Origin of the sequence: Micromonospora sp. NPDC048170 (assembly GCF_040652795.1) — a bacterium.
Classification (GTDB): Bacteria; Actinomycetota; Actinomycetes; order Mycobacteriales; family Micromonosporaceae; genus Micromonospora.
The window spans coordinates 32999-55223 of record NZ_JBEZMR010000030.1 but is presented as its reverse complement, the minus strand read 5'-3'; the positions used below and the strand labels follow the sequence as shown (position 1 = coordinate 55223).

At 71.9% G+C, this 22225-nt stretch carries 16 protein-coding genes and 1 pseudogene; 8 read left to right on the top strand and 9 right to left on the bottom strand.

The genetic code is table 11. The features are described from left to right. Positions 1–33: 33 nt before the first annotated feature. On the bottom strand, positions 34–1596 hold the full coding sequence (locus tag AB0D32_RS27320; RefSeq protein ID WP_357096157.1) for a pentapeptide repeat-containing protein: 1563 nt from the start codon (positions 1594–1596) through the stop codon (positions 34–36). A gap of 474 nt (positions 1597–2070) precedes the next feature. On the opposite strand from AB0D32_RS27320, the gene AB0D32_RS27315 reads away from it, so the two are divergent. After that, entirely contained in the window at positions 2071–3069 is a 999-nt protein-coding gene (locus AB0D32_RS27315; RefSeq protein WP_357096154.1) for a hypothetical protein, read from the top strand. A gap of 182 nt (positions 3070–3251) precedes the next feature. Here the strand turns inward: AB0D32_RS27315 and AB0D32_RS27310 are convergent, their stop codons facing one another. The 3 genes and pseudogenes from AB0D32_RS27310 to AB0D32_RS27300 all read right to left on the bottom strand — a co-directional run. Next, positions 3252–4424 (bottom strand): zinc-dependent alcohol dehydrogenase, encoded by a 1173-nt coding sequence (locus AB0D32_RS27310; protein ID WP_357096152.1) that lies wholly within the window; start codon positions 4422–4424, stop codon positions 3252–3254. A gap of 25 nt (positions 4425–4449) precedes the next feature. Continuing rightward, entirely contained in the window at positions 4450–5400 is a 951-nt protein-coding gene (locus tag AB0D32_RS27305) for an SRPBCC family protein (protein ID WP_357096149.1), read from the bottom strand. Between the two features lie 348 nt (positions 5401–5748). Beyond that, positions 5749–5913 (bottom strand): annotated as a pseudogene (locus AB0D32_RS27300) (dTDP-4-dehydrorhamnose reductase); the annotation flags it as partial. A 65-nt stretch (positions 5914–5978) separates the two neighbouring features. Between AB0D32_RS27300 and AB0D32_RS27295 the strand changes: the two are divergent. Both AB0D32_RS27295 and AB0D32_RS27290 read left to right on the top strand, forming a co-directional pair. Then, positions 5979–6446 (top strand): SRPBCC domain-containing protein, encoded by a 468-nt coding sequence (locus AB0D32_RS27295; RefSeq protein WP_357096146.1) that lies wholly within the window; start codon positions 5979–5981, stop codon positions 6444–6446. Between the two features lie 91 nt (positions 6447–6537). After that, positions 6538–7050, top strand: coding sequence for a GNAT family N-acetyltransferase (locus AB0D32_RS27290; protein WP_357096143.1), 513 nt, complete (start codon positions 6538–6540; stop codon positions 7048–7050). Between the two features lie 129 nt (positions 7051–7179). Here the strand turns inward: AB0D32_RS27290 and AB0D32_RS27285 are convergent, their stop codons facing one another. Continuing rightward, the gene (locus AB0D32_RS27285) at positions 7180–7521 is read right to left on the bottom strand and encodes a metalloregulator ArsR/SmtB family transcription factor (protein ID WP_357096199.1); all 342 of its coding nucleotides are present in this window, start codon (positions 7519–7521) and stop codon (positions 7180–7182) included. A 255-nt stretch (positions 7522–7776) separates the two neighbouring features. Between AB0D32_RS27285 and AB0D32_RS27280 the strand changes: the two genes are divergently transcribed. Next, complete coding sequence (locus tag AB0D32_RS27280) at positions 7777–8616, top strand: CHAP domain-containing protein (protein ID WP_357096140.1); 840 nt, start codon at positions 7777–7779, stop codon at positions 8614–8616. A gap of 176 nt (positions 8617–8792) precedes the next feature. Here the strand turns inward: AB0D32_RS27280 and treZ are convergent, their stop codons facing one another. Genes treZ through glgX form a run of 3 tightly spaced genes read right to left on the bottom strand, consistent with a single transcriptional unit; the run spans position 8793 to position 14966 of the window. Further along, positions 8793–10526, bottom strand: coding sequence for a malto-oligosyltrehalose trehalohydrolase (gene treZ / locus AB0D32_RS27275; protein ID WP_357096137.1), 1734 nt, complete (start codon positions 10524–10526; stop codon positions 8793–8795). Then, positions 10523–12847, bottom strand: coding sequence for a malto-oligosyltrehalose synthase (gene treY / locus AB0D32_RS27270; RefSeq protein WP_357096134.1), 2325 nt, complete (start codon positions 12845–12847; stop codon positions 10523–10525). Before treY ends, treZ begins: the two co-directional genes overlap by 4 nt. Before the next feature lies 1 nt (position 12848). Next, positions 12849–14966, bottom strand: a complete 2118-nt coding sequence (glgX, locus tag AB0D32_RS27265) for a glycogen debranching protein GlgX (protein ID WP_357096131.1) — start codon at positions 14964–14966, stop codon at positions 12849–12851. A gap of 269 nt (positions 14967–15235) precedes the next feature. Here glgX and AB0D32_RS27260 point away from each other — a divergent pair, with 269 nt between their 5' ends. The 4 genes from AB0D32_RS27260 to AB0D32_RS27245 all read left to right on the top strand — a co-directional run bounded on the left by AB0D32_RS27260 (position 15236) and on the right by AB0D32_RS27245 (position 20669). After that, complete coding sequence (locus AB0D32_RS27260) at positions 15236–15898, top strand: response regulator transcription factor (protein ID WP_357096128.1); 663 nt, start codon at positions 15236–15238, stop codon at positions 15896–15898. A 162-nt stretch (positions 15899–16060) separates the two neighbouring features. After that, positions 16061–18181, top strand: coding sequence for a M14 family metallocarboxypeptidase (locus AB0D32_RS27255; protein WP_357096125.1), 2121 nt, complete (start codon positions 16061–16063; stop codon positions 18179–18181). A 92-nt stretch (positions 18182–18273) separates the two neighbouring features. Further along, positions 18274–18960 (top strand): fasciclin domain-containing protein, encoded by a 687-nt coding sequence (locus AB0D32_RS27250; RefSeq protein ID WP_357096122.1) that lies wholly within the window; start codon positions 18274–18276, stop codon positions 18958–18960. Positions 18961–19277: 317 nt separating this feature from the next. After that, entirely contained in the window at positions 19278–20669 is a 1392-nt protein-coding gene (locus AB0D32_RS27245) for a glycosyltransferase family 4 protein (protein WP_357096119.1), read from the top strand. A 152-nt stretch (positions 20670–20821) separates the two neighbouring features. Here the strand turns inward: AB0D32_RS27245 and AB0D32_RS27240 are convergent, their stop codons facing one another. Beyond that, complete coding sequence (locus AB0D32_RS27240) at positions 20822–22105, bottom strand: citrate synthase (RefSeq protein WP_357096116.1); 1284 nt, start codon at positions 22103–22105, stop codon at positions 20822–20824. Between the last annotated feature and the right edge of the window lie 120 nt (positions 22106–22225).

The window sequence follows — 22225 nt, the reverse complement described above, 5'->3', positions numbered from 1 at the left end:
GGCAGCCACGGCGTCGGCTCCGGGGAGGCGGCCTCAGCCCTCCCCCGCCGGTGGGGTGTCAGGTTCGTCGATCACGGCGCCGGCATGGAACACCACGCCACCGAGGACGTCCCGGACCCCGCGCCAGCGGTCGAGCCGCGCCCCGGCGAAGGTGACGTCGCCGTGGAACGAGGCGCGCCCCTCGGAACCGCCGAGCCGGAAGGCGGCCCCCGCGAACACGCTCGCGTCGAAGCGGGTGGCACCGTGGAACTGGGCGCCCGTGAAGTCCGCGTACCCGACCTGGCACCCGCTGAGGTCGAGGTCGACCAGCGTCGCCCCGCACAGCGGCAGGTCCGTCTCCGGCCAGTGCCGCTCCTTCGCTCCGCCCGCGGTGCCGGGTGCCGGGCGCAGGCGCTCGGCGAGCAGCCGCTGGGCGTCGCGCCGCAGTTCGACCTCCCCGGCCTGGGCGAGGGTCAGCCCGCCGGTCACATCGAACGGCAGCGGCACCCGCAGGTACCCGCACACGGCGTCGACCACGCGCTGGCGCAGCTCCGGCCTCGCGTCACCGAGCTCGCCGAGGAACCGCAGCCCCGCGCGGCGGACGTCGGGATCCCGGTCGGCGAGCTGGCGGGAGTAGGGCGCGACGGACCCGTCCGCCACGAGCACGGTGGTGCCGTCCGGTGTCGGTGCCGACGCCCAGCCGAGGGGCCAGGACACCGGCTCGTCGTCGGCCGCGCCGGCCCACCGTGCGCCGGCGAGGTCCACGGCGGGCTGGTCGAGGTGGACCGGCCCGCCGAACCGGGCGTCCCGAAACGTCGCGTCCGCGCCGAACCGCGCCTTGCAGAACCAGGCGGGGCCCTCGAAGCGGGCGCTCCGGAACGAGACGGCACCGCCGAAGCGGGCCCCGTCGCCGCCCTCCTCCCAGCCCTGGTAGTCGCCCATCAGGACGGCGACGGGCCAGCCCGGATCGTCCTCGTTCGGCTCGTCCCAGGGCGCGGGTTGGACGTCCTCGATGGCGTCCCAGGCCGGATCGTCCTCCCACAGTTCCTCCTCGCCCCGCCCGAACCAGGCCATCGCGGCGAAGCCGGCCCGTTCGAAGCTGGCCGACCCACGGAACCGGGCGCGCCCGAACACGGCGTCGGCGGCGAACCGGGCGCCGTCGAACCGGGCCCTGCCGTGGAAGACGGCACGGGCGAAGATCGCCTCGCCGGTGAACCGGGCGTCGGCGAACGAGGTCGTCCCGAGGAACCGGGTGTCGGTGAACCGGGCCGCGGCCAGTCCGCAGCCGCCGAAGTCGACGTCCACGAGCGTCGCCCCGGACAGGTCCACGGCGAGGTCCGGCGACACCCCCGCACCGGCTCCGACACTCCCGCCCGCCCCCCGGGCGGCGGGACGTAGCAGCCCGACGAGAACCAGCAGGGCCTCCCGCCGTGCGTCGGCGTCCGCAGCGCCTGTCCAGTCCGCCGCCGTGCCGTCCGCCGTGACTCCGGCAGCGGGCGTACGCAGGTAGGCGCAGATCGCGTCGGCCGCGTCCTGGCGCAGCGCGGGGTCGGCCGACCCCAGCCCCGCCAGCCGCCGCAGGGCGTCCTCCCGCTCCGCGCCCGTCGCTTCCGTCACCTGCCGGACGGCAGTCCGGAACGCGTTGACGCCTACCTCCTCGACCGCCACGTGCCCCTCCAGATCCGGGGCGGCAGCCCGCCCACCGGCACTCGCCGCCAGGATCGTCCCGGCGTGCCGGCGCAGGATAGCGGCGGGTGGTGACAGCGTCCCGACGCCATCACGAGTTCCCAGCGCGCCGGCCCGGGTCCTCCGCCCGTGGCGGCCGGCCGGGCCGTTGCGGAGTTGACCGGCCACTGACCGGCCGGGGCGGGCCGAAGAGATTGCGCACGACGGAAGAACCGGGGCGGCGGCCACCGCCCCATGATGAAACGCGGACATCGATCAGCGCAGTTCGGTTGCCCGCCGGAGGGACCGCGTGGGCGGGTCCACCTCGATCGGTGACCACCGACGCCGGTCACGGGTGTCGTCGCCATCGTCGACGCGACACCGCCTTCCCTCCCCACCGTTTTCTCCCCACCCCGAGGAGCGCACGTGACGCAGACCCACAGGTCCTCCCCGCGACCCGACGCGCCCGTCCGGATCAGCTCCGACGCCACGCGCATCGGGACGTCCGCCTTCGTCAACGGGCACTTCCCCCGGCGCCGAGGACTGATCATCCTGCTCAGCGTCCTCGGCGGGTTCCTGCTGACCGTCGTCTGGTCGGCGGAGTTCGTGGACCGGACCATCGGCGACAACCTCGCCAACGGTCTGCTCGGCCACGACGCCAAGGAGACGCCCATCCAGGGCATCGCGGCCGGCATCCTCTTCGCCTTCGTCTCCGGCATCGCCGGCACCTTCACCGCCTGCAACATCGCCGCCTTCGGCGCCCTGGCCCCGCTGACCGGCACCGCTGGCGGCAGGTTCAGCCGCTTCGTCCAGCCGCTGAAACCGCTGGGTTGGATGTCGGTCGGCATGGTCGCGGTGTCGGCCGCATACGGCGCCATCGTCGGGTTGGTCGGCACGTCGATGCCGCAGTTCTCCACCGCGCCCAACGCCCCCGGCGGGCTGTCACCGAGGAGCATCCAGTCCATGGCGGTCTTCGGCGCGATCGGGCTCATCATGATCTATCTCGGTCTGGCCTCGCTGGGCGTCGTGCCGGACCCGTTCGCCCGGATCGCCCGGCGCTTCCCCAACGCTCCGCTGGTCTTCATGGGCGCGCTGATCGCCGGTTTCCTGATCGGCCGGCCCTTCGCGCTGTTCCGGCAGATGTTCCGCGACGCCGCCGAGAGCGGCAACCCGCTCTACGGCGCGGCGGCGTTCACGCTCCAGTCCATCGGGAACATCGTCATCATGGCGGTGCTGTTCCTGCTGCTGGCCTGGCTCGCCGGGTCCCGCCTGCAACGCTGGTTCGGCGCCCGGCCGAGCCGCCTGGCGATGCTGACCGCCGTCGCGTTCATCGTCGCCGGCGCCTTCACGTTCCTCTACTGGGACGTGCGGCTGCTCGCCCGCCGCGAGATCATCCCCTGGTACCCGACGGCCCCCTGGGCCTGATCCGGCGCCGCCGAGGGCCCGGGACGGTGGTGTCCTGCCGGCGCCGCCGAGGGCCCGGGGACGGTGGTGTCCTGCCGTCCCCGGGCCCTCCTGACCACAGACCCACAGGACCGGCCCTGAATCAGGTTCCGCCTTCCGCGCGGTCCCACGACCGTCGACGCGCAGTCGGCGCCAGGGACCGGTCAGACCTTCAGGACGACCTTGGTGCAGTCGTCCTGCTTCTTCTGGAAGATCCGGTAGCCCTTGGCCGCGTCCCTGAGCGGCATCCGGTGGCTGACGACGAAGCTGGGGTCGATGTCCCCGCGCTGGATGCGGTTCAGCAGCGGCCGGGTGTAACGCTGGACGTGGCACTGACCGGTGCGCATGGTCAACGACCGGTTCATGAACGCGCCCATCGGGAACTTGTCGACGAAGCCCCCGTACGCGCCGATCACCGAGACGACGCCGCCGCTGCGGCAGGCGAGGATCGCCTGGCGCAGCGCGAACGGCCGTTCCGTCTCGATGCGGGCCGCCTGCCGGGCCCGGTCGTACGCGTAGACGGCGGTGTTGCCGTGGTGCCCCTCCAGCCCGACCGCGTCGATGCAGGCGTCCGGCCCTCGGCCGGCGGTCATCGCGTTGAGCGCGTCGAGCACGTCGGTGTCGTCGTAGTTGACGGTCTCCGCGCCGGCGTGTTCCTCCGCCAGGCGCAGCCGGTACGGGTACCGGTCGATGACGATCACCCGCTCCGCGCCGAGCATCCGGGCGCTGGCGGCGGCGAGCAGCCCCACCGGGCCGGCCCCCCACACGGCGATCACGTCCCCCGGTGTGATGTCGCACATCTCCGCGCCCATGAAGCCGGTGGGGAACACGTCGGCGAGCAGCACCGCCTGGTCGTCGGGCACCCCGTCGGGGACCTTGACGGGTCCGACGTCGGCGAACGGCACGCGGGCGTACTCGGCCTGGCCGCCGGCGTAGCCGCCGAGCAGGTGGGAGTAGCCGAAGATGCCGGCCGGCGAGTGCCCCATGATCTTCTCGGCGATCCCGGCGTTGGGGTTGGAGTTCTCGCAGACCGAGTAGAGGCCACGCTGGCAGGAGGTGCAGTGCCCGCAGGCGATCGGGAAGGGCACCACCACCCGGTCGCCGGGGCGCAGGTTGCGCACCTGCGGGCCGACCTCCACCACCTCACCCATGAACTCGTGGCCGAGGATGTCGCCCTTACGCATGGCGGGGATGTAGCCGTGGTACAGGTGCAGGTCGGAGCCGCAGATCGCGGTCGAGGTGATGCGCACGATCGCGTCCCGCGCGTTCAGGATGGCCGGTTCGGGCACGTCGACGACCTTGACGCTGTCGGTGCCCATCCAGGCGGTGGCCTTCATCGTCCTGCTCCTCGGTCGCGGGCGGTCAGCGGCGGGCGGTCGGCAACGGCTGGGCGGGGCGCTGCATGACCTGCCCCCGTACGGAGATGCCGTCCGGGCTGCCCTCGGAGCGGACCACCTCGCCGGTCTCCAGCACCTGCTTGAACCGGCGCAGGTCGTCGCGGACCTGCTGCTCGGGTTCCTCGCCGAAGAGCTTCGCCACCGCCCGACCGAGCGCGCCGGCCGGCGGCGCGTACCGCAGCCGCACCCGGACCTCGGTCCCGCGGTCGCCCGGCGCGGGCACGAACCGGGCCCGGCCGGCGTTGGGCACCCGGGTGCCGGGCATCGACCGCCAGGCGAGCGTCCGGTTCGGCTGGTCGTCGACGATCTCCGCGTCCCACTCGACCCGGCGGCCGGCCGGTGCCCGCGCGGTCCAGTGCGAGCGGCGCAGGTCGTCGGCGCGTACCGACTCCAGGTGGGACATGAACCGGGGCAGGTTCTCCAGGTCCCGCCAGAACCGGTACGCCTCCGCCGGGGAGCGGTTGACGGTGACCGCGACCTCCAGGTCGATCACCCGCCGCCGTGCGGCGTGGGCCCGCCCGGCGCGGACGCCGGCGACCAGGTCGGCGGCGGCGATGGCGCCGACCACGGCGGTGCTGACCGCGACCCGCCGCCGGCGCTCGCCGCGCCGGTCGGCCAGCGCCCGGCCGAGCAGGGCGAGGTCGACGGCATCCCCGGCCACCCGGGCCCACGTCCAGCCGGCGGGTCGGCGGCTGCCGAGCAGGCCGGCCCCGTGGACCGCCCTCCGGGTTCCCACGGCCCGGATCACCCGGCACGCGGCGGGTGCGTCGTCCACACCGGTCAGCCGGGCCACCGCGTGCGGGGCGAGCAGCTCGCCCGCTCCGAGGGCGAGGCTGAGCAGGCCCAGCAGGCGGGGCAGCCCGCCGCCCGGGCCGCGTCGCCGCTGGTCCAGCAGTATCGGATCGGTCTCCGCCACGTCGCACCACCGTCAGATCGTCCTGGCCCACCGGTGGGAGGCCGGCACGACTGACGCTATGCCCACCAATCGCCCCTGGAGCCCGAATCGGAGCAGAATCCACGAAACGTCGTCAGCCGGGCGCGGGCCAGGGCCACTGACTGCGGCCTCGCGCACCGATTCCAGAGTGAGGCGGCGGCCGGTGCGGCCGCGATTCGACGTGCCTCGCCACCACATCCGAGGGCTGGCGTGGGCCGAACGTCCTGGTCAGATCGGCATGGCTGCGAGGAACTCGCGTGCGCCGCGTAGGCGAGTGTTCAACCGCGCCTGGGTTCTGGTGCTGTCCAACCGCACGTCGACAGGGCGGGTCGTGACGTCGTCGCGGTGGCGGATATTTAGATTCCTCCAGTCGGCGTCAGCGACGGCGGGAACGCGACTGTGGTAGGTCGCCACGACGCGATGACCGACACGTCGCGCCTGACGGGTGACTTCCAGCCCGAGCAGCCCACTGCCGCCCACCACGAGAAGATCCACTCGGCCACGTTACCGCTCCGTCGAGTCCGCAGGAGATCAGAGCACCGAGGTGTAGTTTCACCTCCATGAATTCGACACGGGTCTCCCAACACATCCGTGCCGCGCGTCCAGCCATCTACCGCGCCTTGCTGGATGCGGGCGCGATCGCGAAGTGGCGGGTGCCGGCCGGCATGACCAGCCACGTGCATGAATTTGACGCCCGCGAAGGTGGCTCGTTCCGCGTATCGCTCACCTACGACGCGCCGGAGAGTGCCGGCAAGTCGACAGCACACACCGACACGTACCACGGCCATTTCCTGAAGCTCGTGCCGAACGAACAGGTGGTCGAAGTGATCGAGTTCGAGACCACGGACCCCGCGTTCGGCGGCACCATGACGATGACCACGACGCTCACCGACACCGACGACGGCACCGACGTCCTCGTCGTGCACGAGAGCATCCCCGACGGCGTCTCTCCCGCCGACAACGAGGCCGGCACGCGGATGGCCCTGGGACACCTTGCCCAACTCGTCGAGGCGGCCGAGCGTTCCTGAAACCGGCAAGGACGGGCGCAGGCCGCCGGCCAGCGGGAACGTGGCAGAACGGAGGGCCGCCGTCCACCGTTCGGTGTGGGAGCATCACGCTGTGCCTGAGTTGATCGTACGGGACATGACGAGGAACGAGTTCGAGGAGTGGCGTGACCGCACCATCCGGTCGTTCGCGGATGAGCAGGTGACCGCCGGCACCTGGTCCGCGGAGGAGGCCGTCGAGTTGGCCACCAAGGCGAACGACGCCCTGTTGCCGGATGGCTTCGCGACTGCCGGAATGCTGTTCCTGAGGGCCGCGCTCCCCGACGGCACAGGTGTTGGCGTGTCGTGGCTGGGATTGACGCACCCGCGCGGTGCGCCCGACTGCGCGTTCATCTACGACATCGAGATCGATGAGAAATACCGCGGAGCCGGCTACGGGCGCGCGCTCCTCACTGCTGCCGAGGACGCCGTGCGTTCCCGTGGGCTGGGTCGCCTGGAGCTCAACGTCTTCGGCGACAACGCCCGCGCTATCCGGCTGTACGAGACGTCCGGCTACCGCGTCGTGACACAACAGATGCGCAAATCGCTCAATGACCAAGGGTCAGACTGCCTCCCGCCGGTGCGCTGATCTGCCGCGTTCCGCGTCACCCCGACCCTGCCAGCGCGCCGTCACCGCGGTAGCGCAATCAGCTCTCGGCAGGTCGGCCGCTGTCGACCTGCCGAGGGGGACGCCGGTGCCGGCCTTCGACAGTTCCGCTCAACGGGCCCTCTTCGTCGCCCGCTTGCGGGGCGGCGTCAACAGGTCGGCGATCGTCGCGATCGCGGACGGCACCAGGCGGTAGTACGCCCAGACGCCGCGCTTCTCGCGCTCGATCAGGCCGGCCTCGGTGAGGATCCGAAGGTGATGACTCACCGTCGGCTGGGAGAGCCCGAGCGGCGCGGTGAGGTCACTCACGGACGCCTCACCCTCCGGAGCGGACTGGATCAGGCTGAGCAGTCGCAGCCGGGCCGGGTCGGCGAAGGCCTTCAGCACCCCCGCGAGCCGCTCGGCATCGGCGCGCTTGATCGGCTCGCCGGCGAGCGGCGAGATGGCAGGCATATCGGTCTTGGCAGTTCCCACGCCTTCGATCGTTCCACCAACACCGTCGATTGGTTGGTGAAATCGGGACGAATACTCCGATGGCGGGTGCCAGGGATGCCGGACGCCGGGCACCGGGGCACTGCCCCGGCACCGGGTGCTACGGGCCGGGGTCGCGTTCGTGGCGGATGGCCGGCCAACGGCGCGAGGCATGTCGATTGATCAACATCTTGTAGGGTGAACCCGTCATCACGTACCCCATGGAAGGAAATGGACATGTCCAGGATCACCGTTCGCGTCCTCGGCGCCATCGGCGCGAGCGTGCTCGGCGCAACCCTCGGCGTCCTGGCGGTCACCGCGCCCGCTCAGGCGGCGGCCCGTGACGGGAACTGCGACGCCGGCGAGTTCTGTTACTACTACAACAGCAACCACGCGGGGTCGATCTCCGACCACTCCGGATCGCTGGCCAACTACGGCTCCACCCAGCCGGACTGCTACGAGTTCAAGGGGGCCGGCGACGGCCAGGGCCTGTGCGTCAAGAACAACGCCGCTGCCGCCTGGAACCGCACCAGCGGCACGGTGCGGGTCTACTACAACAGCGGCTACGACGGCTCCTACGCGTACCAGGACTTCGCGCCCGGGGCGAAGACGAACCTGAACGCCACGCTGAAGAACAACAACGCGTCCCACCAGCTGATCTCCGGAACGAGCTACCCGGCCGGGGACGACTACCCGTACAAGGGCCAGAGCAGCGGCAACGACCCCTGGAACTTCTACAAGGGGCAGTGCACCAGTTTCGCCGCCTGGGCGCTGCGGAGCCGGGTCGGTGTGCCCTTCAACAACCAGTACGGCGGGACGCTGTGGGGCAACGCCAGGGACTGGGTCGCCGCTGCCGGGCGTGCCGGGGTGCCGGTCCACAACAGCCCGCAGCCCGGTGACCTCGCGGTCAGCCTGGGCGGCTCCTACGGTCACGTCGCCTTCGTCACGAAGGTGAACTCCAACGGCACCTTCGAGGTCGACGAGTACAACTACAACGTCGCGGTCGGGTACAGCCACCGGACGGTGTCGGTGGGAACCGCCACCAACCAGTTCTCCAAGTTCATCCGCTTCAAGTGACCTGCTGCCTCGGCTGAGGGACGCGGGCACGCCCGCCCAACGGGGTGGGCGTGCCCGCACGGCAGGTGACCCGCTGCCGCGTACCCGCGAGGCGGCGGCTCAACGTACGCGCCGCGCCCAGCGCCCCTCCCAAAGCGGATCGGCCACCTCCCGCTGGAGCGGGTGCTGGGGGGTGGTCACATCGCCACGACCGCCGCTGTCTCCGCCGGCAACTCGATCCGGTCGCGCGTCACCGACACCCCCTCCCCGGTGGCCAGCAGCACCCGACGTGCGACCCCGGGCAGGGTGATCCGCTGTGGTTTGGCGGCCAGGTTGGCAGCCACCAGGCACTCGCCCCGGCGCATCACCAGGAACTGGTCACCGTGGCGTACGTCGACGGCGTGCAACCTCGGGTCGGACAGGTCGGCCCGGCTCTTGCGCAGCGCGATGAGCCGGCGGTGGAAGTCGTACATCTGGCGGTGTTCGGGTTTGTCCAGTTCGGCCCAGTCGAGCCGGGAGCGGACGAAGGTCTGCCGGTCCTGCGGGTCCGGCACGTCGCCCTCCGGCCAGCCGTGCGCGGCGAACTCCCGCCTGCGGCCGGTGGCCACGGCGGTCGCCAGCTCCGGCTCGGGATGGCTGGTGAAGAACAGCCACGGGGTGGTGGCCGCCCACTCCTCCCCCATGAACAGCATCGGAGTGAAGGGGGCGGTGAACAGCAGCGTCGCGCCCACCCGCAGCAGCCCCGGGGAGAGGGTGGCGGAGATCCGGTCGCCGGTGGCCCGGTTGCCGATCTGGTCGTGGTTCTGCAGGTACGCCACGAACCGGTGGCCCGGGGTGCGCTGCCGGTCCACGGGCCGCCCGTGGTGGCGGTTGCGGAAGCTGGACCAGGTGCCGGCGTGGAAGAAGGCGCCGGTGAGCACGTCGGTGAGGCACTCCAGGGAGCCGAAGTCGCCGTAGTAGCCCTGCCGCTCGCCCGTGAGCAGGGTGTGCAGGGCGTGGTGGGCGTCGTCGTTCCACTGGGCGTGCAGGCCGTAGCCGCCGGCCTCCCGGGGCGTGATCAGCCGGGGGTCGTTGAGGTCGGACTCGGCGATCAGCGACAGCGGCCGGCCGAGGTGGGTGGCCAGCGCCTCGACCTCGACCGCCACCTCCTCCAGGAACGGGGTGGCGCGCGAGTCGGGCATGGCGTGCACGGCATCGAGCCGCAGCCCGTCGACGTGGTAGTCGCGCAGCCACATCAGCACGCTGTCGACGATGTAGCGGCGCACGCCGTCGCTCTGCGGGCCGTCGAGGTTGACCGTGCGGCCCCAGGGATTGCTCTGCTCGGTGAGGTACGGCGCGAACATCGGCGCGTAGGCCCCGGAGGGCCCGAAATGGTTGTAGACGACGTCGAGGATCACCCCCAGGCCCCTGGCGTGGGCGGCGTCGACCAGCCGTTTCAGGCCGTCCGGCCCGCCGTAGGGCTGGTGCGGGGCATACCAGCAGACCCCGTCGTAGCCCCAGTTGTGCTCGCCGTTGAAGGCGTTCACCGGCAGCAGCTCGATCAGGTCGACGCCGAGGTCGACGAGATGGTCGAGGCGGGCGATCGCGGCGTCGAAGGTGCCCTCGGGGGTGAACGTGCCGACGTGCAGCTCGTAGAGGACGCTGCCGGGCAGTTGCCGGCCGGTCCAGGCGCGGTCGCTCCACTCGAACGCCGTGTGGTCGTAGCGCCGGCTCGGACCGTGCACGCCCGCCGGCTGCCAGGCCGACCGGGGGTCGGGCAGGGCCCGCTCGTCGTCGTCGAGCAGGAACGCGTAGTCGGTGCCGGGGCCGGCGGCGGGCACCTCGACCCGCCACCAGCCGTCGGGGCCGGAGCGCATCTCGTGGTCGGCGTCGCCGGGCAGGCGCAGCCGGACGCGGGCGGCCTTCGGCGCCCACACCGCGAACTCGGTCATGAAGCAGCCTCCCCGGATTCGATGGTGGGAGCCAGCAGCGCGACGGGACAGGTGGCCAGCAGGTCGGCCAGGGCGGTCTCCCCGCCACTGTAGACCCGGCCCGTGAACAGGTCGATCGCCTCGTGAACGGGAAGTGACAGGGTGGTGTCGCCCCAGCCGCCGGCGCGGGCCAGCCCGAGCGGCAGCCGGGTCGCGACCGCGACGGCTCCGCCCCGGTCGAAGGCGACCGCGTGCCGCCCGGCGCGCCCCCGGGCGGGCACCGGCCGGTAGCCGGTGAACAGCTCCGGGCGGTCACGGCGCAGCCGCAGGGTCCGCGACACCACGAGCAGCTTCGCCGCCCCGCCCGCATCCACCGGGGGCAGCCGGCCGTCGTCGAGCCGGGCCAGCAGATCCCGGCGTACGGCGAAGTCGACCGGGCGGCGGTTGTCCGGGTCGACCAGCGAGTTGTCCCACAGCTCGGTGCCCTGGTAGACGTCCGGTACTCCGGGCATGGCGAGCTGCACGAGCTTCTGCCCCAGCGAGTTGGACCAGCCGGCGGGGGCGATCTCGTCGGCGAAGGCGGTCAGCTCGGCGCGCAGCTCCGCGTCGTCGTACATCGCGTCGACCACGGCGTGCAGGGCGCGCTCGAAGACCGGGTCGGGGTCGGCCCAGCTCGTGGCGACCGACGCCTCCCGGGCGGCCTTCTCGGCGTACGCGTGCAGCCGCTCCCGACCGATCGGCCAGGCGCCGACGGCGGTCTGCCACAGCAGGTGGGCGAAGGCCGGGTCGGGCAGGGGCGCGCGGGCCGCCCACCGGCTGACGAGGTCGGCCCAGCGCCCCGGCAGTTCGCTGAGCACGGCGAGGCGGGCCCGGACGTCCTCCGAGCGCTTGGTGTCATGGGTGGAGAGCGTGGTCATGCTCGCCGGCCAGCGCGCCTGCCGGGCGGCGGCGAAGCGGTGGAACTCGGCCGGCGGCACGCCGAAGTGCACGGGACTGCCGCCGACCTCGTTGAGCGCCACGAAGCGGCTCCACCGGTAGTAGGCCGTGTCCTCCACGCCCTTGGCCATGACCGCGCCGGTGAACTGCCCGAAGCGCTCCGCGAGCTCGTCGTCCGGGTCGCGCAGCCGGCGGGCGACCGCGTCCAGCGCGCCGGTCAGGTCGGGACGGCGGCGGCCGGCCTCGGCGCGGGCGGCGGCAAGGTGCCGGGCGCCGTGCAGCGGGTAGCCCCGGTAGACCGGAAAGGCGGCGGCCAGTTCGGCCAGCGCCGCCCGGGCCGCCTCAGGGTCGACGTCGCCGGCGAGCGCGGCGAGCCGGGTCAGCTCGGCCGACAGCAGCCGGGTGGCGGCGGCGAGCTTCGTGTCGTGGATGAGGTCCGGCCAGGAGGTGTGCCGCCCGACGAGGTGGGTGTCGAGGGCGGTGAAGTCGCCCTGGGCGTCGGGGTCGACGAAGAGCCCGCAGACGGCGGCGAGGGCGTCGTAGCCGGTGGTGCCGTGCACCGGCCAGTCCGGCAGGTCCTCGCCGTACTCCAGGATCTTCTCCACCACCAGCCACGCGGCGGGGGCGGCGGCGCGCAGCCGGGCCAGGTAGGCCGCCGGGTCGCGCAGCCCGTCCGGGTGGTCGACGCGGATGCCGTCGACCTCCCCGGCCGCCGCCCACCGCAGCACCAGCTCGTGGGTGGCGGCGAAGACCTCCGGATCCTCCACCCGCAGTCCGGCCAGGCCGGAGACGGCGAAGAACCGGCGGTACGTCAGCTCCGCGTCGCCGCGCCGCCAGGAGACCAGCTCGTAGTGCTGCCGGTCGTGCACCTCGCGCGGGCTGCCCTCGCCGGTGCCGTCGGCGAGCGGGAAGCGGTGCTCGTGGTAGCGCAGCCCGCCGTCGGCGAGCTCGAGGGCGTCGAGGGCGTCCGGGGTGTCGGCCAGCACCGGCAGCAGCAGCCGCCCCCGGTCCCAGTCGACGTCGAACCATCCGGCGTACGCCGACCCGCGGCCCCGGCGCAGCACGTCCCACCAGGGCGGGTTGGCGGCGGGCACGGCCACCCCGGCGTGGTTGGGCACGATGTCCACGACCAGCCCCAGCCCGGCGGCGCGGAGCGCCCGCAGCAGCCGGAGCCGGGCCGCCTCGCCACCCAGCTCGGGGCTGACGGCCCGGTGGTCGACCACGTCGTAGCCGTGCGCCGAGCCGGGGGCGGCGGTCAGCAGGGGCGCGCTGTAGAGGTGGGTGACGCCCAGGTCGGCCAGGTAGTCGGCGAGGCCGGCGGTGGCGTCCAGGTCGAATCCGGGGCGGACCTGCACCCGGTAGGTGGCGCCCACCCGGGGCGCGGCGGGCCGAGGGGTGCCCGACATGTCAGGCGGTCCTCTCCAGCACCACCACGCACCGGTCGGGAACGCTGAGGGCGCCGCCCGCCTCGACCACCGTGGTCTTCTCCGGTTCCGGTTCCGCGGTGCTGATCACCAGTTCCCAGCGCTGGCCGAACTCGGGGCCGGGCACGGTGAAGTCCAGCGGCGCGTCGTGGGCGTTGAAGCAGAGCAGGAAGGAGTCGTCCACGTGGCGCTGGCCGTACTGGCCGCGCTCGCGGATGCCCTCGCCGTTGACGAACAGCGCGACGGCCCGGCCGAAGTCGTTGCCCCAGTCCTCGCCGGTCATCTCCCGCCCGTCGGGGGTGTACCAGGCCAGGTCCGGCAGGGGTTCGTCGACCTCGCGGCCGCGTACGGGGAGGCCGGTGAAGAACCGGCGGCGGCGGAACACCTGGTGCCGGCGGCGGAAGTCGACCAGCTTGCGGGTGAACTCCAGCAGGCAGGTCTCGGCGGCGTCCCAGTCGACCCAGGCCAGCTCGCTGTCCTGGCAGTACGCGTTGTTGTTGCCGCCCTGGGTGCGACCCAGCTCGTCGCCGTGGCCGATCATCGGTACGCCCTGGGAGAGCATCAGGGTGGCCAGGAAGTTGCGCCGCTGCCTCGCCCGCAGGGCGCGTACCGTCTCGTCGTCGGTGTCGCCCTCGACGCCGCAGTTCCAGGACCGGTTGTGGCTCTCCCCGTCCCGGTTCTCCTCACCGTTGGCCTCGTTGTGCTTGTCGTCGTACGAGACCAGGTCGCGTAGGGTGAACCCGTCGTGGCAGGTGACGAAGTTGATGCTGTGGAACGGGCGGCGGCCGTCGTCCTGGTAGAGGTCGGCGGAGCCGGAGATGCGGGAGGCGAACTCGGCGAGGGTGGCCGGCTCACCGCGCCAGAAGTCGCGCACGGTGTCGCGGTACTTGCCGTTCCACTCGGTCCACACCGGCGGGAAGTTGCCCACCTGGTAGCCGCCGGGCCCGACGTCCCACGGTTCGGCGATCAGCTTGACCTGGCTGACCACCGGGTCCTGCTGCACCACCTCGAAGAAGGTGGAGAGGCGGTCGACCTCGTAGAACTCGCGGGCGAGGGTGGCGGCGAGGTCGAAGCGGAACCCGTCGACGTGCATCTCGGTCACCCAGTAGCGCAACGAATCCATGATCAGTTGCAGCGAGTGCGGGCTGCGCACGTTGAGGCTGTTGCCGGTGCCGGTGTAGTCGACGTAGTGGCGCCGGTCGTCCTCGCTGAGCCGGTAGTAGCTGGGGTTGTCGACGCCCTTGAAGCTCAGCGTCGGGCCGAGGTGGTTGCCCTCGGCGGTGTGGTTGTAGACCACGTCGAGGATGACCTCGATGCCGGCTGCGTGCAACGCCTTGACCATGCCCCGGAACTCCTGCACCTGCTGGCCGAGGCGGCCGAGCGCCGAGTAGCCGTGGTGCGGGGCGAAGAAGCCGATGGTGTTGTAGCCCCAGTAGTTGCGCAGGCCCAGGTCGGCCAGCCGGTGGTCGTGCACGAACTGGTGGACCGGCATCAGCTCGATGGCGGTCACGCCGAGCTTCGTCAGGTGGTCGATCATCGGCGGGGAGGCGAGGCCGGCGTACGTGCCGCGCAGTTCGTCGGGGATGTCCGGGTGGCGCATGGTCAGGCCGCGTACGTGGGCCTCGTAGACGACCGAGTGGTGGTAGGGGATGCGGGGCGGGGAGTCGTTGCCCCAGTCGAAGTACGGGTTGACCACCACCGACTTCGGCATGAACGGCGCCGAGTCGGTGGTGTTCATCCGCTCGGGGTCGCCGTGCTCGTAGTCGTAGACCGCCGGGTCCCAGCGCACGTCGCCGTCGATCGCCTTGGCGTACGGGTCGAGCAGCAGCTTGGCCGGGTTGCAGCGCAGCCCGTTCGCGGGGTCGTACGGGCCGTGCACGCGGTAGCCGTACCGCTGCCCCGGCTCGATGCCGGGGAGGTACGCGTGCCAGACGTACGCGTCGACCTCGCGCAGCTCGACCCGCCGCTCCGCCCCGGTGTCCCACTCGTCGAAGAGGCACAGTTCGATCCGCTCGGCCACCTCGGAGAAGATGGCGAAGTTGGTGCCCATCCCGTCGTAGATGGCCCCCAGCGGGTACCGCTCACCCGGCCAGACCTGCATGTCGCTCCTTCACGCAAGATCATGAGCACGCCCCGCGCCATGAGCGCACCACACGACGGGTGCCGGCGGCACGCGTGCGGGTATTGCCCCGCGGCTTCGGCCGCCAATCCACCCGATCGGCGGATGCCCGGCCCACCCGACTGATCGACGCGGGCGCACACCGTCGCGCACGGACCCGACCCCGCGGTCACGATCTTGCATCCGCACTGGTCAGACCGTTGATCATCAGAGAGACTCGCAGGACCCGGCTGGGACGAGGTCCGAGGGGGATGTGCGTGCGGGTGCTCCTGGTAGAAGACGACCTACGCGTGGCGTCTGCCCTCTCCAAGGCCCTGCGCCGCCGGGGATACGAGGTGGTGCCGGCGCTGACGGCCGCCGAGGCGATCCGGGCCGGCGCGGTCGACCTGGTGCTGCTGGACCTCAACCTGCCCGACCGGGACGGCCTGGAGGTGTGCCGGCGCCTCCGTCAGGCCGACGAGGACGTCGCCATCATCGCGGTCAGCGCCCGTGCCGAGGAGCACGACCGGGTGGCCGGCCTGCGGGCCGGCGCCGACGACTACGTCGTCAAGCCGTTCTCGATGGTGGAGTTGCAGGCCCGCATCGAGGCGGTGATGCGGCGTACCGTCCGCAGCGCCCGGACCACGAGCCAGGTGCGGGTCGGCAGGCTGCGCATCGACGTCGACGCCCGGCGGGTCTGGGTGGGCGACCGGGAGGTCAGCCTGGCCCGCAAGGAGTTCGACCTGCTGGTGGCGCTGGCCCGCCAGGCCGGCATGGTGGTGCCCCGGGACCGGTTGCAGTTGGACGTCTGGCAGACGACCTGGGGCACCCGGCACAACCTCGACGTCCACGTCGCGGCCCTGCGGGGCAAGCTCGACGACGCCGGCCTGGTCGAGACGGTCCGCGGCGTCGGCTACCGGCTGCGCGCCGGATGAGCACGGTCGGTGAGCGGCCGAGACGACCACGGCCTGCCGGCACCCGGGTGACCAGGTCGGAAACCTCAGATGATCCTCAAGAATCGCAGGTTGGGTACCACCGGTGGGCCGAGTGCGGTGTGCTGGGCGCACCCAGCCATTCCTCCTGTTTGGAGATCCCCTTTGAGATACAGACGGACAACGGCCGGTGTGTTCTCCGCCCTGCTCGCCGCCGCCCTCGTGGCGACGGCGGTGCCCGCGCAGGCGCAGGTGCAGCCGAGCGCGGCCCAGCAGCAGGCGGAGCCGAATCAGGTGCAGGGCCTCACGGTCGTGCAGGGTGACGGGTACGCCACGCTGGCGTGGACCCAGCTGGCCGGGGCCACCGACTACCAGATCGAGCGGACCCCGTACGCCGAGGACGGCACGCCCGGCGCGCCGGTGATCGTCGGTGTCTGGCGCCCGAACCGCCAGATCAACAACACCGAGCCGACCTTCGCCGACGCCGGTTTCGTCCCCGGCAACCGCTTCCAGTGGCGGGTCCGGGCCCGGTTCGGCACCGAGGCCCAGCCCTACTCGGCGCCGGTCAGCGGCACCACGAAGGCCCACTGGGGCGACCCGGCCACCCCGGGTGAGAACCTGCGCACCCAGTGGGAGAACACGCTGGGCGCCCAGTACACCAGCGACGTCAACGAGTACGCGTACACCGCCGCCATCGACGAGGCCAGCGACCGGGTCCGCGTGGTGGAGATCGGCCGCACCGTCCAGGACCGGCCGATCAACATGCTGGTCATCGGCTACCCCAAGCCGCCGGCGACCCCGGAGGCCGTGGCCGCGACCAACCCCCTGATGGTCAACTGCAACGTGCACGGCAACGAGCCGGGCGACCGCGAGGCCTGCCTGATCATGGCCCGGCAGTTGGCGTTCACCAAGGACAGCAAGACCCTCGACCTGCTGTCGAAGACCACCATGCTGATCGTGCCGACGCTCAACGGCGACGGGCGGGCGGCCAACACCCGGGGCAACTCCACCGGTCAGGACCTGAACCGGGACCACTCGCTGATCCGCCAGCCGGAGACCCGCTTCCTCGCCGAGATGGTCCGCGACTACCGGCCGATCGCCGGCTACGACGGCCACGAGTACGGCAACACCAACACCGGTGACCTGCCGATGCTGCCGCCGCGGCACCAGAACGTGGCGCAGGGGATCTTCGACGAGTCGCAGAAGATGATCGAAGGCCACATGTACGGCCAGGGCGCCAAGGACGGCTGGTGGGCCTGCCCGTACGGCTGCACCTCCAACGCCAACGTGGGCCTGAGCGAGGAAACCATCCTGCGCAACACCCTCGGCCTGAAGAACGTCGTCAACTCCCTGTTGGAGCTGCGCAGCTCCGGCGGCCCGACGCGGCCGGACGAGAGCAACACCGCGAACAACCGCCGGCGCAAGACGTACTCGGCGCTGTGGACGTTCAACGAGTTCTTCAAGTACCACGGCGCCAGCGTCGGGGACATCACCAGGGCCCGCGCCGAGGCGATCACGTCCCAGTCCGCCAACGAGGGACGGATCGTGTTCCGGGGCTCCCGGAAGATCGAGGCGTACCCCGCCCCGCACCCGGGTGAGGCCCCGCCGCCCGTGGACGCCCCCACCTCGGAGCGGATCCTCCAGCAGCCGCCGTGCGCGTACAAGCTGACCGAGGAGCAGTACCACGGTGAGCGCACCGACGGCCCGGCCGGCAAGCGCACCACGGCGGCCCAGCGCATCGCCGCCCACGGCTGGAAGGTGATCAAGGTCGGCGACGCCTACCTGGTTCCGCTGTCCCAGCCGCAGCGGGGCCTGATCCCGCTGCTGCTGGACGAGCAGGCCGTCGAGGGCCTGGTCGCCGGCGAGCGGATCGCCCCCACCCTGACCGGCACCCACAACGGCCCGCTGGTCGTCTCCGGCGTCGCCTGCCTCGACGGGGCCACCGTCCGGGGCCCGATCCAGGTGCGACCCGGCGCCACGCTCATCGTCAACGGCAGCTCGATCAACGGTCCGGTGAACGCCGCCGGCGCCGCCGGGTTCGTCATGACCGACAGCCGGGTCAACGGTCCGGTGTTCGTCGCCGGCACCCAGGGTCCGGTCGTCCTGGTCGGCAACGAGGTGACCGGGCCGGTCAACGCGACCGGCAGCAAGGGTGTGGCCCCGCTGGTGGCCGGCAACACCGTCAACGGTCCGCTCTCCTGCACCGGCAACTCCCCGGAGCCGTCGAACCTGGAGGTCGCCAACTCCGTACGGGGTCCGAAGTCCGGCCAGTGCGCACTTCTGTGACCTGCTGAGTCCCGCCCGAACCAGATGCCGGCAGGTCGGCCCCGCGCCGACCTGCCGGCACCACCCGTACCGGTTCCGAAGTGGAGACGACCGTGCCCGACACCCTCACGCCGGGGCTGTGCTCCGGACCCCTGCCCCGGGTCGCCCGCCGTCGGCGGGCGGTGGCCGGGGCGGCTCTGGCCCTTCTGCTCGCGGTGACCGCGTGCACGGGCTCGCCGGAGCAGAGGTCCGGAGCGACGGACCGTACCGGTGACGCACCGGTCGCGGTCAGCGGACCGCTGTGCGAAGCGTTGCCTTCGGGGGCCGAGCCGGGTAGTCCGGGCTCGCTGGTGGACCGCTCCCCCGACCAGGCCCTCGCCTGGATTCCCGTGCTCACCACGTTCGAGGCGGCGGTCCGGGCCACCGGGATGGCCGCGGAGTTGTCCGCCGCCGGTGGGTTGACCATCCTCGCCCCGACCGACGACGCCTTCCGGGCCAAGTTCTCCACCGCCAACCTGGACCACCTGCTGCTCAAGGACACCGAGACGCTGCGCGGGCTGCTGAAGGAGCACCTGCTCGGTGGGGCGCGCCCGGTCGCCGAACTGGTGGCCGCCGGTTCCGTCACCACCCTCGCGGGCACCACCCTCGCCGTCACCGCCGCCGAGCCGGGGGCCCGGCTGGCCGATCGGGCCGAGACGGTCTGCGCCGACTACCGGGTCACCGGTGCCCGGATCCACGTGATCAACAAGGTGCTCGGCAGCCTGCCGGACACCGCCCACGAGGAGGAGAACCACCACTGAGTGGCCCGACACCGCCGCGACCGGCCGCCCACCCCTGGTACGGGGTCGGCGGCCGGTGTCGTGGGTGGCGCCCACCGCATGGGCTGGGCGCCCGTCCACCGTTCGGCGGCTGACCGGTATACACCCGACTGATACGACCTGGACCGTCAGGTGTCCTCCGTCACCTTGGCCCTTTTCGAGATGCGGGATCGGGCTCGATGCCCTTTGCTTGTTCGCGGGACGCGCCCGCGCGTCTCTCCTCGGCCTCTCGGCCACCCCACCACCGTCTCGCCGCCACCGCTGCCGGCGTGTTCCACCATGCATGGACGGAGATTGATGTGACGACCCTGCGGGTCGACGAGCAGCCCACCACCCACCCGGGCCGGATCCACCGGCCCACCCTCACCTCCCGGCCCCAGATCCCGACGCAGGCCGGATCGGGCACGCCCCCGCAGACCCGCCGCATCCTCATGCTGTCCTGGGAGTACCCGCCGGTCCTGGTCGGCGGCCTCGGCCGGCACGTGCACGCCCTGTCGGTGGCCCTGGCCGCCGCCGGGCACGAGGTCACCGTCGTCACCCGACACACCGACGGCGCACCCCTGGAGGAATACGCCGACGGCGTCCGCATCATCCGCGCCACCGAGGACCCGGTCACCTTCCCACTGGCCACCTCCTCCCTGCTGGCCTGGACCATGGCGTTCAACCACACCCTCACCCGCGCCGCCCTGCGCGCCACCGAAGCCAGCTCCTACGACGTCATCCACGCCCACGACTGGCTCGTCGCACACACCGCGATGACCCTGCGCGAGCACCTCGACATCCCGCTGGTCACCACCATCCACGCCACCGAAGCCGGCCGGCACCAGGGCTGGCTGCCGGAAGAGATGAACCGCACCATCCACGGCGTCGAACACTGGCTGGCCGGCGAGTCGGGTCGGATCATCGCCTGCTCCGGCTACATGCGCGACCAGGTCACCGGGTTGTTCGGCGTGCCCGCCGGCCGGGTCGACGTGGTGCCCAACGGGGTGGAGCCGCACCGCTGGCAGGTCCCGGCAGCGGCGGTGGCGAAGGCCCGGGCCCGGTTCGCCGGGGACGGACCGCTGGTCACCTTCGCCGGCCGGCTGGTCTACGAGAAGGGCGTGCAGCACCTGATCGCCGGGCTGCCCCGGTTGCGCGAGCGGCACCCCGGGCTGCGTGCCGTCATCGTCGGCGACGGGCCGTACCGCGGCGAGTTGGAGGCCGAGGTGCACCGCCTGGGCCTCGGCGGCACGGTCAGCCTGCCGGGCTTCCTCGGCGGCAGCGACCTGCCCGCCGTCATGGCGGCATCGGACTGCTTCGCCGTGCCGAGCATCTACGAGCCGTTCGGCATGGTCGCCCTGGAGGGTGCCGCCGCCGGCGCGCCCCTGGCCGTCGCCGCGACCGGCGGGCTGGCCGAGATCGTCGAGCCGGGCGTCACCGGGATGACCTTCCGGCCGCACGACCCGGACGGGCTGACCGACGCCGTCGACGCGCTGCTGTCGGACCGGGACCGGGCCCGCGAACTCGCCCGCCGGGCCCGCGTCATGGTGCACGAGCGGTACGGCTGGTCGGCCATCGCGCAGCGTACGGCCGCCGCCTACGCGGCGGCGATCGCCACCTCCGGCGCCTTCGCCGCCGAACGGGTGACCCGGACCCGCGCCCTACCGGCCGTCGCCGAGGGCAACCTCCTGGCCGCCGCCGGCCTCCGCTGAGGGCGTAAGGAAGGGCACCTTCCTAACGCCTTTGCAGAGGAAGGGGCCCTTCCCTACCGGCGGGCGCGACGCGGGGGGCGCTGAGCACGATGTGGCGAAGGCCGCCGACCCGGTGCGGGTCGGCGGCCTTCGGCCGTGGGTACGGGCGGAGCTCAGCGCTGCTCGAACGGGACGTACGCCCGCTCGGGGGCACCGGTGTAGATCTGCCGCGGGCGGCCGATCTTGGTCTCCGGATCGTTGATCATCTCGCGCCACTGGGCGATCCAGCCGGGCAGCCGGCCGAGCGCGAAGAGCACCGTGAACATCTTGGTCGGGAAGCCCATGGCCTTGTAGATCAGGCCGGTGTAGAAGTCCACGTTCGGGTAGAGCTTGCGGGAGACGAAGAAGTCGTCGGCGAGGGCGATCTCCTCCAGCTGCATGGCGATGTCCAGCAGCGGGTCCGGCTTGGACATCCGGCCGAGCACGTCCTGGGCCGCCTTCTTCACGATCGCCGCGCGCGGGTCGTAGTTCTTGTAGACCCGGTGGCCGAAGCCCATCAGCTTCACGCCGTCCTGCTTGTCCTTCACCTTGCGTACGAAGGACCCGACGTCGCCACCGTCGGCCTGGATCCTGTCCAGCATCTCCAGCACGGCCTGGTTGGCGCCGCCGTGCAGCGGGCCGAACAGCGCGTTCACGCCGGCGGAGACCGAGGCGAAGAGGTTGGCGTTGCTGGAGCCGACCAGCCGCACGGTCGAGGTGGAGCAGTTCTGCTCGTGGTCGGCGTGCAGGACGAACAGCATGTCCAGCACCTTGGCCATCACCGGGTCGACCTCGTACGACTCGGCCGGCACGCCGAAGGTCATCCGCAGGAAGTTCTCCACGTAGCCCAGCGAGTTGTCCGGGTACAGCAGCGGCTGGCCGATCGACTTCTTGTAGGCGTACGAGGCGATGGTGGGGACCTTCGCCATCAGCCGCACCGTGGACATCTCCACGTGGGAGGAGTCGAACGGGTCCAGGCTGTCCTGGTAGAAGGTGGAGATGGCGCTGACGGCCGACGAGAGCACCGCCATCGGGTGCGCGTCACGCGGGAAGCCGTCGAAGAAGCGGCGCATCTCCTCGTGCAGCAGCGAGTGCCGGCGGATCCGCTCGGTGAACGCGGTCAACTGCTCCTGGGTCGGCAGCTCACCGTAGATCAGCAGGTAGGAGACCTCCAGGAAGGAGGACTTCTCCGCGAGCTGCTCGATCGGGTACCCACGGTAACGCAGGATCCCCGCGTCGCCGTCGATGTAGGTGATGTCGGACGAGCAGGCCGCGGTGTTGACGAAACCGGGGTCGTACGTCGTCATCCCGGTTTCCTTCAGCAGCTTGCCCACCCCGATGCCGGCGGGGCCCTCGACTGCGGATTGCACCGGCATCGAAAGCTGCCCACCGGGGTGATCGAGCTTGACTTCCGTCATGTTTCCCTCGCTTCGCCGGCAGATCTGCGTTGAATTGCCTTCGCTTTTACCGTAATCAGGGTCGCGGAGATACCGCCCGTCGTGGTTCGGCGGTGAGGCATGCGTCACCCGTTTCCCGAC